General features: G+C 70.9%; 13 protein-coding genes and 2 tRNA genes. 3 read left to right on the top strand and 12 right to left on the bottom strand.

What is annotated here, in order from left to right:
- Positions 1-205: 205 nt before the first annotated feature.
- The 9 genes from D7Y21_RS08925 to D7Y21_RS08885 form a co-directional block, all read right to left on the bottom strand.
- Positions 206-1,627, bottom strand: a complete 1,422-nt coding sequence (locus tag D7Y21_RS08925; RefSeq protein WP_121712524.1) for a hypothetical protein — start codon at positions 1,625-1,627, stop codon at positions 206-208.
- Positions 1,624-2,475, bottom strand: coding sequence for a glycosyltransferase family 2 protein (locus D7Y21_RS08920; protein ID WP_121712522.1), 852 nt, complete (start codon positions 2,473-2,475; stop codon positions 1,624-1,626). Before D7Y21_RS08920 ends, D7Y21_RS08925 begins: the two co-directional genes overlap by 4 nt.
- The gene (locus D7Y21_RS08915; protein WP_120565574.1) at positions 2,472-3,782 is read right to left on the bottom strand and encodes an ABC transporter ATP-binding protein; all 1,311 of its coding nucleotides are present in this window, start codon (positions 3,780-3,782) and stop codon (positions 2,472-2,474) included. The genes D7Y21_RS08920 and D7Y21_RS08915 overlap by 4 nt, the downstream gene beginning before the upstream one ends.
- A complete protein-coding gene (locus D7Y21_RS08910; RefSeq protein WP_158619371.1) occupies positions 3,779-4,558 on the bottom strand; it encodes an ABC transporter permease in 780 nt (259 codons plus the stop codon). The genes D7Y21_RS08915 and D7Y21_RS08910 overlap by 4 nt, the downstream gene beginning before the upstream one ends.
- 154 nt (positions 4,559-4,712) lie before the next feature.
- A tRNA-Gly gene (locus D7Y21_RS08905) sits at positions 4,713-4,787 on the bottom strand.
- 30 nt (positions 4,788-4,817) lie between these two features.
- Positions 4,818-4,892: transfer RNA gene (locus D7Y21_RS08900), tRNA-Gly, on the bottom strand.
- A gap of 82 nt (positions 4,893-4,974) precedes the next feature.
- The gene (gene pgsA, locus D7Y21_RS08895) at positions 4,975-5,664 is read right to left on the bottom strand and encodes a CDP-diacylglycerol--glycerol-3-phosphate 3-phosphatidyltransferase (protein ID WP_120565576.1); all 690 of its coding nucleotides are present in this window, start codon (positions 5,662-5,664) and stop codon (positions 4,975-4,977) included.
- A gap of 11 nt (positions 5,665-5,675) precedes the next feature.
- Positions 5,676-7,418, bottom strand: coding sequence for a tetratricopeptide repeat protein (locus D7Y21_RS08890; protein ID WP_120565577.1), 1,743 nt, complete (start codon positions 7,416-7,418; stop codon positions 5,676-5,678).
- Positions 7,375-8,064 carry a transglycosylase SLT domain-containing protein gene (locus D7Y21_RS08885; protein ID WP_120565578.1) on the bottom strand — a complete coding sequence of 230 codons (690 nt, stop codon included), beginning with the start codon at positions 8,062-8,064 and terminating at the stop codon, positions 7,375-7,377. Before D7Y21_RS08885 ends, D7Y21_RS08890 begins: the two co-directional genes overlap by 44 nt.
- Before the next feature lie 89 nt (positions 8,065-8,153).
- Here D7Y21_RS08885 and nadB point away from each other — a divergent pair, with 89 nt between their 5' ends.
- The 3 genes from nadB to D7Y21_RS08870 are packed head-to-tail and all read left to right on the top strand — an operon-like array spanning position 8,154 to position 11,116.
- Positions 8,154-9,740, top strand: a complete 1,587-nt coding sequence (gene nadB, locus D7Y21_RS08880; RefSeq protein ID WP_120565579.1) for an L-aspartate oxidase — start codon at positions 8,154-8,156, stop codon at positions 9,738-9,740.
- A 6-nt stretch (positions 9,741-9,746) separates the two neighbouring features.
- A complete protein-coding gene (locus tag D7Y21_RS08875; protein WP_120565580.1) occupies positions 9,747-10,511 on the top strand; it encodes a rhomboid family intramembrane serine protease in 765 nt (254 codons plus the stop codon).
- 2 nt (positions 10,512-10,513) lie between these two features.
- Positions 10,514-11,116 (top strand): TIGR00730 family Rossman fold protein, encoded by a 603-nt coding sequence (locus D7Y21_RS08870; protein ID WP_120565581.1) that lies wholly within the window; start codon positions 10,514-10,516, stop codon positions 11,114-11,116.
- Between the two features lie 18 nt (positions 11,117-11,134).
- On the opposite strand, the gene D7Y21_RS08865 is transcribed toward D7Y21_RS08870, so the two are convergent.
- From D7Y21_RS08865 to D7Y21_RS08855, 3 genes are read right to left on the bottom strand one after another with little or no spacing between them, the layout of a single operon-like run.
- The gene (locus tag D7Y21_RS08865) at positions 11,135-11,764 is read right to left on the bottom strand and encodes a hypothetical protein (protein WP_120565582.1); all 630 of its coding nucleotides are present in this window, start codon (positions 11,762-11,764) and stop codon (positions 11,135-11,137) included.
- A complete protein-coding gene (pyrE, locus tag D7Y21_RS08860; RefSeq protein ID WP_120565583.1) occupies positions 11,761-12,336 on the bottom strand; it encodes an orotate phosphoribosyltransferase in 576 nt (191 codons plus the stop codon). The genes D7Y21_RS08865 and pyrE overlap by 4 nt, the downstream gene beginning before the upstream one ends.
- Before the next feature lie 3 nt (positions 12,337-12,339).
- The gene (locus tag D7Y21_RS08855) at positions 12,340-13,593 is read right to left on the bottom strand and encodes a ParB/RepB/Spo0J family partition protein (protein WP_121712520.1); all 1,254 of its coding nucleotides are present in this window, start codon (positions 13,591-13,593) and stop codon (positions 12,340-12,342) included.
- Positions 13,594-13,846: the final 253 nt, after the last annotated feature.

Raw genomic sequence — 13,846 nt, 5'->3', positions numbered from 1 at the left:
CTCGGCAGCTGAGGATGGTTTCCGGTCGGCTTGGGTCAACGTCGCGACCTCGGCAGCTGAGGATGGTTTCCGGTCGGCAGGGGTCAACGTCGCGACCTCCGCAGCAGAGGAGGGCTTCCGGTCAGCAGGGCCCGACGTCACACCCTCGACGCGTGGTGTCTCTCGCGGGCCACGAGGGCCGTCACTGCCGGCGGCGCCCATCGTCTCAGCGTCCGTTGCCGGATTTGATCCGGTTCGCCAGGGCCTTGAGCGTGCCGTGGACCCAGGGGATGCCATGCACGCGGGCGTTCAGTGCATCCACCACCCGGTGGCGGAACTCCCGGGCATGGAGCGTCTCGTCGCGGATCCGCGCCACGGCGTCCACCCAGGCCTCCAGGGGGCGCACCAGCCAGGTCCCCGGAGCCACGGCGACGGCCGGCGGCTCGCGCGGCCCCCGCACCTCGCACGAGGCAATGCCACCCACGAACACCGGAGGAAACAGCGCCCCCATCCGCGCGGGCAGGTCCCCGAGTCCCGACTCCATCGCCACCGGGAAGGGCCCGATGCGACTACGGTCGATGACCATCGCGTGGACGAGCTCCGGGTGGAGCACCAGCTGCTCCACCTCCAGCCGCTCGCCCAGAGGGAACGGCACCTTCGCGCGCACATAGGGCGGGGTCCCCTCCCCGGACGCCCACTCGGTGCGGAACGCCCGCGCCAACGCCCAGGCCTCACGGCCCGTCTGGAGCGCGCGCACCAACTCCACGAAGTGACGCGGGTACACCACGCACCGAGCATCCACGAACGCCAGATACTGTCCCCGGACCTCGCGCATGGCCTCCGCGTACAGGGCCCCCGAGGGCGCGCGTACGGTGCGCGCCTGGAACGACCCCAGCCTGCCGTAGCGCTCCAGCGCCGCCTCCGCGGCGGACAGGTCCACGCCTTCGGGCGCCGCGAGCAGCAGCTCCAGCGGCTGCTGCTCCTGACAAGCCAGCGCGAAGAGGGTCTCGTCGAGCGCCGCGTCCCGCGTCCCCGGCTCCACCGTGACAACGACGCTGAGCAGCCCCGCCACCGGCGCGCGCACGGGCCCGTCCGGCACCGCGACGTAGAGCCCCTCTTCCACCTGCGTGGACGGCGACAGCTGGGCCAGCAGCGCCCGCAGCGCCTGCGCGGTGTCCTCCGCCAGCGCCGTGCCCCCGGGCGCGCACGGCACCACCTCGCGGTGCGCCACGCGGTAGCCCGCCTCGGCCAGCCGCCGCAGCATCCGCTGTTCGGAGAGCCCCGCGCGCACCGGCGCTTCCCCCGTCAGCGCACCCATCAGCGCCCGCGCCGAGCCCGCGTTGCGCAGGCTGAACACCAGCTCCGCCCCCGGCGCCTCGCGCCGCAGCGCCTCCAGCCCCGCCTCCAGCACCCGCTCGACCGCGTCGCCCTCCAGCACCACCAGCGCCGGCGCGGGTCCCTTGCCCCGCTTCCACTCCGGCCCCGGCAGCTCCCGCACGGAGCCGCCCCGCGCCCGCAGGGCCTCCGCCAGCGCTGGCGACGCGCCCACCAGGCACACCGCCGCGCCCGCGCGCGCACGCGACAGCACCAGCGCCACCCACCGCTCGGACGCGGCGGACGGGGGCACCTCTTCGGACAGAGCGTTCACCAGCGCCTCCGAGCGAACTCCAGGTGGTGCCTGAAGTCCGCGATGCCCGAGAACCGCCGCCCGGGCTTGAGGATGTCGGGCGTCTGGAACGGCTCGCCGCCCAGCAGCGCGTACTCCCGCAGGCGGGCGTTCATGAAGGCCGCGTCCCCGTACTTCGCCCCGAGCAGGGCCGCGCTGCGGCGGACCATCCGCTCGCGCACGGGGCTCTCCTCCCGGGTGACGGTGTAGTGGTGCACCAGCGCGGCGGGCGCCACCCGGATGGACAGCCCGGACGCCCTCGCTCGCCACGACAGGTCCACGTCCTCGCAGTACATGAAGAAGCGCTCGTCGAAGCCACCCACCCGCGCGTGCAGCTTCTTCGTCATCAGCAGCACGCAGCCGCTGCACCAGGGCGTCTCACCCGTCGACGGATGGTACGGCTTGGGGTGCTCGTCCGGGAACAGCCGGGCCTCCACCAGCCCCGTGTCCGCCCGCTGATCCGCCTCCCGCGCCAGCTCCCGCACGCAGTCCGGATGCAGCAGCCCGTCCGGGTTCACGCAGACGTAGTACCGCGCCCCGCCCGAGCCGAAGGCCTCCGCCATCATCCGGTTGTGCGCGGCCCCGAAGCCCAGGTTCCTCCCGGCGTGCCGGTAGTCCGCGTCCGCGTCCAGCCGCGCCACCCGCGCGCGCAGCGTGTCGTCCGGCGAGTTGTCCAGCCAGACGACCCGGAACGCGGGCGCACCCGGGGCCTCGCGGTTCCACCGGAGCGACTCCCACAGCCGCTCCAGCTCCCGCTCCGGGTTCCGGTAAAGCACGATGCCCAGCCAGATGCCCGGCCCCCCCCCGTCCGCCGAAGCAGGGCCGCTCACGATCCGACGTCTCGCACTGGCGCCACGCGAGCCGCGGCGCCCTCCACGATCCACCGGTGAGGAGGCCGCGTCACGCCTCCGTCCTGCACGCTGGAGCGCACCTCGAAGGTGCACGCCTCCTCGCGCTTCTCCCGCACCTGCCCCGCCCGGTCGCGCACCACCACCGTGAACGCGTAGCGCCCCGCGGTGAGGCCCAGCCGGTCCACCACGAAGCGCACCGTCCCGCTGCCGGCCGCCGCCGCGCAGAAGGGCACGTCCTCCGCGAACGTGTCCGTGGCGTGCACCAGCACCCCGTCCGCCCGGGTGAGCTCCAGCCCCAGTCCCAGCTCCGGCGCGGGCGTGCGCGCGGTGTACGCCACGCTCAGCTCCAGGCCGTCCTCGGTGTCCACGCACTCCACCGCCCCGCCGTCCCGGCCCCGCAGCCGCACCGCGTCCACGGTGAGCGGGGACGGTTCGCCCTGGGACGCCGCCAGCGACGGCAGCGCACCGCCGTCCGACGCCAGCGCGGGCGACTCCATGGACATGCCGCGCTCCTCCGCCAGCGCCACCGCGCGGCGGTAGCTGCGGATGACGTCCGCGGGCGGGCCGAACTCGCGGATGCGCCCGGCGTCGATCCACGCGCCCAGGTCGCACCAGCGCTCCAGCGTCCCCAGGTCGTGGGTGACGATGACGATGGTCTTCCCGGCCCGCTTGAACTCCGTCATCTTCGCCAGGCTCTTCTTGCCGAAGTGCTCGTCACCGACGGCGAGGATCTCATCGATGATGAGGATGTCCGGGTCCACGTGCGTGGCCACGGAGAACGCCAGGCGCATGTACATGCCGCTGGAGTAGGTGCGCACCGGCTCGTCGATGAAGTCGCCCAGCTCGCTGAAGGCGATGATCTCATCCATGCGCGCCTTCACCTCCGCGCGCGACATCCCCAGGATGATGCCGTTGATGAGGATGTTCTCCCGGCCGGAGAAGTCCGGGTGGAAGCCCGCGCCCAGGTCCAACAGCGCGCTGATGCGCCCGTTGATGTCGATGGTGCCCGTGGTGGGCGTGTAGATGCCGGTGATGAGCTTGAGCAGCGTGCTCTTGCCGGAGCCGTTGCGCCCGATGATGCCCACCGTCTTGCCGCGGGGCACCACCAGGTCAATGCCCCGGAGCGCTTCGATCATGGACCTGCCGTCCGTGTCGCGCTGGCCGCGAAGGAGGCGGATGAGCTCCGACTTGATGGTGGTGTACTCGCGCCGGATGGTGCTCTTCCGGAAGCGCTTCACCACGTTGCGGAGCACGATGGCGTCCGGAGACGCGATGGCACTGGTCATATGAACTCCGCGAAGTCCTCGCGGCGGCGCTCGAAGATGCCCGCCGCGATCCACAGCAGCGCCAGGGAAATGCCCAACCACATCAGGAGCGGGCCGGGCTGCGGCAGCTGGTGTTCGTAGAAGATGGCCTGGTAGGACGTCACCATCACCCCCATGGGGTTGAGCAGCACGACCGGCGCCCGGACCGCCTCTGGCAGCGAGTCCACCCGGTAGAACACCGGCGTGACGAAGAACCACATCGTCAGCAGGTTGGCGATGATCTGCTGCAGGTCCCGGAACGTCACGTTGAGCGCGGACACGATGTAGACGAGCGCCACCGTCATGCACAACTGGGTGAGCATCACCACCGGGAAGGCCACCACGTGCCAGGTGGGCACGTAGCCCAGGAGCAGCCCCAGCGCCACCATCAGCGGCAGGGACAGCACGTAGTTGCACAGGTTGGTCACCACCACCGTGGCCGGCAGCACCTGCGCGGGGAAGCGCACCTTGGTGAGCAGGTCGCGCCGGTCACTGATGGCGCTGGCGCCGGTCCCCAGGGACGTGGCGAACCAGATCCATGGGAGCAACCCCACGAAGACGAAGAACGTGTACCCGGGGATGTTCTGCCGCATGTAGACGGTGAACAGCAGCGAGTAGACGCCCATCTGGAGCATCGGGTTGAGGAACGTCCAGAAGAAGCCGAGCACCGAGTTCCGGTACCGCGCCTTCAGCTCGCGCTGGGTCAGGCTGAGCAGGAGGCCCCGGTACAGGTAGAGCTCACGGAGGTTGCGAAGCATGCGGCGCCATCCATACCTCAAGCCCCCGGAAGGTGTCAGGCACGGGACTCCAGCCATCCACGCGAAAGCCCGTCTGGCTGGCAGCCCTCGCGCCCTTCCGTGAGGACGTTTGGGAAAAGAAAAAGGCCCCCTGGTTTCCCAGAGGGCCTTTGATTGGAGCGGGAAAAGGGATTTGAACCCTCGACCCTCGCCTTGGCAAGGCGATGCTCTACCGCTGAGCTATTCCCGCATCAGGTACTGCGGTGCTGCGTGCTTCGTTTGGAGCGGGAAAAGGGATTTGAACCCTCGACCCTCGCCTTGGCAAGGCGATGCTCTACCGCTGAGCTATTCCCGCATCAGGTACCGCTGTGTTGCTTGCCACCCGGTTGGTGCCGCGCCGGAGGTGGGGTGCGATATACAGAGGCCCTTCGGACACGTCAAACACTTTTCGCATCCGGATCCGTGCTGCCCCGGCGGGCAAGCATGTTGAGGAACGCGCGAAAGTAGACGACGGCGCTCCACACGGAGAACGCACCCGACAGGTACACCAGCACCTTGCCCACCTGGTTGTAGTCCACGGTGACGACGCGGAAGCCCACGTCCAGCGGGTGCACGTAGTGGACGCACAGGGAGATGATCCCCACCAGCTGGAGGGACGTCTTCCACTTCCCCTCCTGCCCCGCGGCGATGACCATGCCTTCACTGGCGGCGATGGTGCGCAGGCCGGTGACGATGAACTCGCGGGCCAGGAGCACGATGACGACCCAGGCGGCGATGCGGCCCAGGCGCACCATCATCACCAGGGCGGCCATGGCGATGAGCTTGTCCGCCAGCGGATCCATGAACTTGCCCACCACGGTGATGAGGTTCCAGCGGCGGGCCAGGTAGCCGTCAATCACGTCGGTGATGGCGGCCAGCGCGAACACCAGGGCGGCCACCAGCGAGTGCAGGGGATCCGCGTCGTAGGTGAGCCAGACGAACACGGGGATGAGGAGGATGCGCCCCAGCGTCAGCATGTTGGGCAGGTTCCAGAACTCCTGCACCAGGATGCTGGGACGGCGGGACGCGCGGCGGCGGGCCCGCTCCTCGCGCTTGCGCTGCTTCCTGAGGGCTCGCTCGGTGGCCATGGGCGCGCGTTCTACCGGACCCCGAGTGCGATGAGGGCAAATCCTTCACCGCCCAGCTCCACCGCCGCCTTCAGTGTCTCCCCGCCAGCGGAGGTCACGAGCGGCACCACGCGGGGCGTGAGGTTGCCCACCCAGCCCACCAGGTGCGTGAGGGGCACCATCACCGGCTGGTCCATGGCCACCGGCACCGAGCGCAGCGGACCCGTCAGGCTGAGCAGCACCCGCCCCTGCCCGCGCAGGTGCACCAGGTCCAGGTCCTGGGCCAGGTCCGACGGCACGCGGCCGTTCTCGAAGACGACGGGCTCCTCGAAGGCGAAGACGCACGCGTCGCGCAGGTAGACGGACTCGTCGTCCAGGGAGACAGCGACCCACTGCCGCCCGGACACGGGCTCCAGGTGCAGCGTCCCCTGCCCCCGGGCGCGCACCATGGACTGGTCGCCCTCGCCAAAGGGCTTGTCCGTGGCCCGGCCCCGGAAGCGCTTCATCTCCGGCTGGAAGGTGACCTGGCCGCGCACGGCGATCAGCCCCTCCAGGCGCGTGAGCAGCTCGCCCTCCACCGCGAGCGCCATGGCGGACGCGCCCTGGGTGAAGGGCTGGCCCGGCGCCGCGCCCGGCAGCGCCACCGAGGGCACCCACGCGGTGAGCACGGGCGGATTCGCGCCCGCTCCGGCGTCAGTCGAGGAAGGCGGCTCGGCGGAGCGGGTCAGCTGAACCGGCGCGGCGGGCCGGGTCGCTTCCGGCGGCTCGCTCGTGGCCAGCGCGGCGAAGGTCTCCGCGAAGGCGTCGCCGGGCTCCGACTCCAGGTCGGACGCGAGGACGGGCGGCTCCTCGGAGACCTCGATCTCCTCCGACACCGGCGTGGGGGGCAGCTCGTCGGCGACCTCGACGTCGGCCCCGGAGGTGTCCGCGTCCGTGGTGGCGGCGAGCTCCGCGTCTTCCTCGAAGGTGCTCGCGCCAGCGGCGAGGCTGGGGTCCTCATCCTCCTGGACCTGGGTCGCGGCGCGCGAGGTGAAGGCGTGGTCGTCCGTGGGAGCGGGCGGGCCCTCTTCCTCCGCGAAGAGCAGGTCATCGTCCGGTGCCTTCGCGGCGGCCTGGGGCGGCGGCGCGGCGGGGGTGCGAGGAGCGCGGGGCGCCTCATCCAGACCGAACTGGGCTCCCCAGTCGCTCTCGCCAGAAGCAGACGTGGTCGCGGGCGGCGCGGCGGTGGCGGGCTCCTCCTCCTCGCGCGGACGGGCCGGCGCGGGGGCCGCGGGCGGACGGCTGTAGACCTCGCCAGCGATGGCGCGCGACATCTTCTCCGCCATGGCGTCGCTGCCGGACAGCAGGAAGTGCTCGCGCGCGCGGCCGTACTCGCCCATCTGGGCGAAGGTCAGGCCCAGGTAGTTGTGGGCCTTCTTGTGGTCCGGGGCCAGGTCGGTGGCGGTCTCGAACTCGCGCGCCGCGCGCTGGAGCGCGTTCGTCTTCAGGTAGACGAGCCCCAGGTTCACCCGCAGCGTGGGGTCCACCGGGTTGTCCCGCACGAGCATCTCGTACAGGTCGGCGGCGCGGTCGAAGAGGCCCAGCTTGAAATACGTCAGGCCCAGGAGGTTCTGGGCCTTCTCGTGGCGCGGCTGGAGCTGGTGCGCACGCTCCAGGAAGTCCTTCGCTTCGGTGACCTTGCCGGCGCCCAGCAGCTCGCTCCCGCGATGGAGCTGCTGCAGGAACTCCTCGTCAGCGGGGCCCGGTGGCTTCGTCCCCTTCGTGCGCGTCGTCATTCTCGGGTGTGGGCTCACGGCTGCTGGCCTCGGCCTGGGCGAGCCGCTCGCGCTCCTTGTAGTGTTGGTAGAGCTGGAGGACCTTGCGCACGTATTCCTGCGTCTCGGCGTACGGCGGCACCTGGCCTCCGTACTTCTTCACCGCGTCAGGCCCGGCGTTGTACGCGGCGACCATCTTCACCATGTCGCCGTCGAACATGTTGGCCAGCACGCGCAGGTACCGCACGCCGCCCTCGATGTTTTCCTTCGAGTCGAAGATGTCCTTCACGTACATGTCCGACGCGGTGCCCGGCATGAGCTGCATCAACCCGCTGGCGCCCTTGTGGCTGAGCGCGTTCGGGTTGAAGTTGCTCTCCGTGTGCATGATGGCGCGCACCAGCGCCGGCGGGATGCGATAGCGCAGCGCCGCGGTGGTGATGTGCGGATCCAGCTCCGCGGGCGTCCGCGAGCGGCCCCGCACGGGCGCGGACTTGGCCGGCGCGGGCGTGAAGGTCCCGGACAGCTTGCGGGCCTTGCGCGCGCCTCCGGGCGGCACGTTCGTGTAGACGATGGTGCCGTCCTTCTCCACGTAGCTGTAGATACCGTCCGAGGCGGCGGCCGGGAGGGCGGCGGTCAGCAGGACGACGAGGGCGGTCAGGACACGCATGGCGGCGGTGCGAAACCTTAGACAACGCCCGGAAAGTCCTCAAGAAAACGCCTTGTTTCCAGCACTTACCGCCATTAAGGCTGTTGGCCATGCCCCATCGGTTCGATTTCCTGGTCATGGGCGGCGGCGTGGCCGGACTGTCGTTCGCCCTGCAGGCGGCCCGGCACGGCACGGTCGCCGTGCTCACCAAGCGTGAGCGCGGCGAAGGCAACACCGCCTACGCCCAGGGGGGCATCGCCGGAGTGTTGTCCCCCACGGACACCTTCGACTCGCACATCGATGACACGCTCGTCGCGGGTGCGGGCCTGTGCCACCGCGACGCGGTGGAGGTGACGGTGCGGGAGGGCCCCGCGCGCCTCAAGGAGCTGGTGGCGCTGGGCGCGGCGTTCGACCAGCGGAGCGGCGAGTTCGACCTCACGCGCGAGGGTGGCCATTCCGCCCGCCGGATCATCCACGCGGGCGACATCACCGGCCGCGAGGTGCAGCGGGCGCTGCTGGCCGCGTGCGACGAGCAGCCCAACATCACCTTCTTCCAGAACACGGCCGCCATCGACCTCATCCTGGACCGGCGTCCGCATACCCCGGCCGGCAGCCGGTGCCTGGGCACGTACGCGCTGATGGAGGACGGCTCCATCGAGCGTTTCCTCTCCAAGGTGACGGTGCTGGCCACCGGCGGCGCGGGCAAGGTGTACCTCTACACGTCCAACCCGGACGTCGCGACGGGTGACGGCGTGGCCATGGCGTACCGCGCGGGCGCGCGCGTGGCGAACATGGAGTTCTACCAGTTCCACCCCACGTGCCTCTTCCACCCGGAGGCCAAGAGCTTCCTGATCAGCGAAGCGCTGCGCGGCGAGGGCGGCAAGCTGCGGCTCAAGGGCGGCCAGACGTTCATGGACCGCTACCACCCCATGAGGGATCTGGCCCCGCGCGACGTGGTGGCGCGCGCCATCGACGCGGAGCTCAAGCGCACGGGCAACGACTGCGTCTACCTGGACATGACGCACCTGGGCCGCGCGTTCCTCACCGAGCGCTTCCCCAACATCTACGCCACCTGCAAGGCCTTCAACATCGACATGGCGGTGCAGCCCATCCCAGTGGTGCCCGCGGCCCACTACCAGTGCGGCGGCGTGGTGACGGACCTGCACGGGCGCACCAACATCCCGGGCCTCTACGCCATCGGCGAGGTGTCCTGCACGGGCCTGCATGGCGCGAACCGGCTCGCGTCCAACTCGCTGCTGGAGGGCCTGGTGTTCGGCCACCGCGCGGTGCAGGTGGCGTCGGAGGAGCTGGCGTCGCTGACGCTGCCGAAGGAGGACCCGCCAGCCTGGGACTCCGGCAGCGCGGTGGACTCCGACGAGAGCGTGGTCGTCACCCACAACTGGGATGAGATCCGCCGGCTGATGTGGAACTACGTGGGCATCGTCCGCACGGACAAGCGGCTGATGCGCGCGCGGCGGCGGCTGGAGCTGCTGCGCGAGGAGATCCGCGACTACTACTGGCGCTTCAAGGTCACCCGCGACGTCATCGAGCTGCGCAACATCGCGGAGGTGGCGCACCTCATCGTGGACTGCGCGAGCCGCCGCAAGGAGAGCCGGGGCCTGCACTACACCCTGGACTATCCCCACACGGACGAGCACCAGGGCACGCGCGACACCGTCCTCTCCCGGGAGCTGTGAGCACCCATGTCCCGTCCGCGCCGCATGCTGGATGACCTCCCCGGCCCCTCCGGGCTGGGAGACACGCAGGACAACGCGCCACGTGGACAGGGCGGGGACGGACCGCCCCCTGGCCCGCAGCAGCCCCGGCCCGCGCTGCCCACGCCCTACGTCAGCTTCGCCATCATCGCGGGCGCGGTGGTGATGTTCTTCCTCAGCCAGTCACTGGGCCGGCCGCTCATCGTCGACAGGACGAACTACGGCATCGTGGGGCCGCTGGCGCTCTACGGGCCGTGGGTTCGCGACGGCGAGTACTGGCGCCTGCTGGGCATGGTGTTCGAGCACGGCGGCGCGATGCACCTGTTCTTCAACATGGCCGCCGTCTATTCGCTGGGCGCGTCGCTGGAGCGCGGCATTGGAAGCCTGAGGTTCCTGGGGCTGTCGCTCGTCACCGCGCTGGGCGGCTCCGCGTTCGCGCTCTTCTTCAACTTCGACATCGTGACGGTGGGCGCGTCCGGAATGATTCTCGGCTGGGGCGGCGCGATGCTGCCCATCCTCAACCAGCAGGGCCGCCGGGAGCATCTCTTCTGGCTCCTGCAGGTGGCGGTCATCAGCGTGCTGCCCGGGGTGAGCTGGGCGGGGCACCTGGGCGGCTTCGTCTTCGGCCTGCCCTGCGGCATGGCGCTGCGCATGGGCCCGAAGTTCTACTCGCGCGCCATCCCCGTCCTGCTGTTCATCGCCGCGGCGCTGGCCGTGGTCGCCGCCCATCCCGGGCGCCTTGGAGGCCTTTGACGATGGCTGAAACCCCCGTGCGCAGCGTCTGCGTCTTCTGTGGCTCGCGCTCCGGCGTGCGCGCCGAGTACCGCGAGGCCGCGTCCAGGATGGGGGCCGCGCTGGCGAAGCGGGGCCTGACGCTCGTCTACGGCGGCGCCAGCGTGGGGTTGATGGGCGCGGTGGCGGACGCGGTCATCGCCAACGGCGGCAAGACCGTGGGCGTGCTGCCCCACTTCATGGACGCGAAGGAGCTGGCCCACCCGCGGCTGACGGAGCTGCACCGGGTGGACTCCATGCACTCGCGCAAGGCGATGATGGCCGAGCGCGCGGACGCCTTCGTCGCCCTGCCCGGCGGCTTCGGCACGCTGGACGAGCTCTTCGAAATCGTCACCTGGGCGCAGCTGGGCCTGCACCGCAAGCCCATGGGCCTGTTGGACGTGGACGGCTTCTTCCAGCCGCTGCTCGCGATGGCGAAACAGATGGTGGAGGCGGGCTTCGTCCCGGAGACGCAGGGCGTGCCCTTCGCGGTGAATGCCTCGCCGGACGCGCTCCTGGACCGCCTGCTCGCGGGACCCACGATGCCGCTCACGTCGAAGTGGCTGAAGGACGGCCAGCAAACCTGAGGGCCGTCCCCGCCGCGTTCAGCGCGCGTGGACCTTCAGCTCCGCGTTCCCCAGCGACGAGGCGACGCGGAGCATCACCTTCTCGGTGCCATCCGGGATGACGGGCTGGCCGTCCGCGAACGTCTTGGGGAAGCGCACGCGGTAGCCCACCCAGAAGAGGCTGGCGTACGGGTAGTAGGCGCGCACGTTGAGGTCCGCCCGGCCCAGGCGGCGGATCTCCATGGGCGTGATTTCGCCCGCGGGCGTCACCAGCGCGATCCGCCAGATGCTGTTGCGGTGGGCGAAGTCGTCGTAGCGGTAGTCGTTGACGTGCACCGCCAGGTAGAACTCGTGGAACTTCGCCGCGTCCGCCTGTTCCTCCGACAGGAGCTGCTCCACCTTCGCGGCGGGCAGCGTCTGGAAGATGGCGCGGCGGTGGACGCGGGCCTCGCGGAAGGCGGGCGTCTGGAACGTGGCCCCCGCGAAGACGCGCGTGTCGAAGCCGTCGTAGATCTCCTTGCGGTCAGAGTACCGGTCCAACACCGCGAGGTAGGCGGCCTCCTGCTTGGGGTCATCCAGCGTGGGCGCGGGCTCACCGACGACGGGGGGCGCGGTGGAGCAGCCGCCCAGCGCGCCCAGCAGCACCGCGGCCACCAGCAGCCTTCTCACGGGATGAAGTCCTTGCGCGTGAACAGCGTGGTGAGGCGGTGGCCGGTGGCTTCCACGGCCTCGCGTCCGCCCTCCAGCCGGTCCACCAGCGCGAAGGCGCCCAGCACCGTCAGGCCCTCCAGCTTCGCGCGCTCAATCGCCTTGAGCGTGGACGCACCGGTGGTCACCACGTCCTCCACGATGGCCACCGGGGCGCCGGGGCCCAGCGCGGACAGGCCTTCAATCCACTGGCCGGTGCCGTGGCCCTTGGGCTCCTTGCGCACGATGAACGCGTGCAGGGACTTCTGGCCGCCGCCCTCCAGGAAGCTGGTCAGGCTCACCGCCGACGCGAGCGGATCCGCGCCCAGCGTCAGCCCGCCCGCGGCCACCGCGGACGGAGCGTCGCGCCGGATGGCCTCCAGCAGCAGCCGGCCGATGAGGTAGTGGCCCTCGGCGAGCAGCGCCGTGCGCTTGCAGTCGATGTAGAAGTCCGACTCCTTGCCGGAGGAGAGCACCACGCGCCTGCGCTCGAAGGAGCGCTGCGTGAGCACCTCCAGGAGCCGGGCGCGGTCGCGTTCGAGCGTTTCCGCCATGGCCTACAGACCCTCCAGGTACGCCACCAGCTGCGCCGAGTAGCGCAGCTGCATCAGCAGCTCCGCCTTGCGCGATTCGTCCAGCGCGGCGAACACGTCCGCGAGCAGCGAGAGGTCCTGGTTGAGGGCGCCCATGCGCTGCGCGACGTCCACCGCCAGCTCGTCCGCGTCGATCTCCTCCTCGACGCCCTCCGGAGCCAGCGTCTCCTCGGTGGCGAGCGCCTTCTCCAGCATGTCGCGCACCGGCGCCGTCAGCCGGCCTTCGGCTTCCAGCGACTCGCGCTTGGCCTCCAGCACGTCGTGCTCCACCGGCGAGGCGTGGATGGCCTCCGCCAGGGACAACAGGAGCGCGTCCTCGTCGGACAGCTCCTCGTGCACGCGCACCTGGACCTGGTCTCGCTTGAGGAAGCGCAGCGCCGCCACGCGCCGGAAGCCGCAGATGAGCTGGTAGCGCTCCTCGCCGCGCGGGCGCACGTCCACCGGGAACAGCTGGCCCAGGCGCGCCAGGTCCGTCGCCAGCTCGGACACGTCGCCCTCGTCCCGCAGGCGGAAGGTGGTGTCCTCCTCCAATCGCTCCAGCGGCAACACCATCGACGTCACCTGTCCCATCACGCGCGGCTCGATGGCCTGCGCGTGGGGCTCCCCTTCCGAAGTCGCCGCGCCATCGTTGGCGCCCTGTTCCGAACTTTCGCCGGAGCCCGCGTCCTCCTGGCTCGCACGGCTCGCCACGTCCCAGATGCCGGCGCTCAGCAGCGCGTCGTCCGCGCCCGATACCGGACCGGAGGGCGGCTCCGCCACCACGTCCTTCGCCTCGCCGCCACCGTCGCTGCCCGTGCCAGAGGCGTCCTGGACGCTCTCACCCGAGGACAGCTCCACGTAGCGGCCGGGGCCGGCAGAGGCCTCCGCGTCCGCCGGGGGACTGGTGCCCTCGCCCTGCCCGGTCGCACCTGCTCCTTCCGGTTCGCCACCGTGAGCGGAAGCTCCGCCCGGCGTCGCGGCGTCCCCGGTGGGAGCCTCCTCTCCGGTGCGGCTCGGCGACTCGCCGCCCTCGGTACGTGCCTCCGGTTCACCGGACGCTCCGGCGGCCGTGCTGGCCTCGGTCGCGCTCGCGGTGGCCTGCCCACCCTCTCCGGGCAGGTCGGTCTGCGCCCCACCCGCTTCAGCCTGGGGGGCACCTTCCGGCGTCACGTCTCCACTCGCGCCCTCGCCGTGCTTCGGCGCGGACGCGTCAGCCGCTCCCTCCTGCTGGGACGGCATTGCGTTCTCCCCAGGTGTGCCCGGCATCCCTTCCTGTCCCTCGGCCCTGTGCTCGGCGTCCATGGTGGCACCCCCGGTTGTTCCACCCCCGCGCCGCCGGAAACGACGGCGCGGCGGGCGGGCTCTAACGGGACTTCTTCACCACGACCTTCTTCTTCGCGCCAGCACCCATCACGCGGGTAAGGGGCGCGCCGGCACTGCTCGCCTGCTCAGTGACGACCGGACGCGGAGGCTCCGGAGCCCGGGTCGTGGT

Source organism: Corallococcus sp. AB045 (genome assembly GCF_003668895.1).
GTDB classification, from domain to species: domain Bacteria; phylum Myxococcota; class Myxococcia; order Myxococcales; family Myxococcaceae; genus Corallococcus; species Corallococcus coralloides.
Note: the sequence above shows the minus strand (reverse complement) of the source record. Positions and strands in the feature narration are given on the sequence as shown.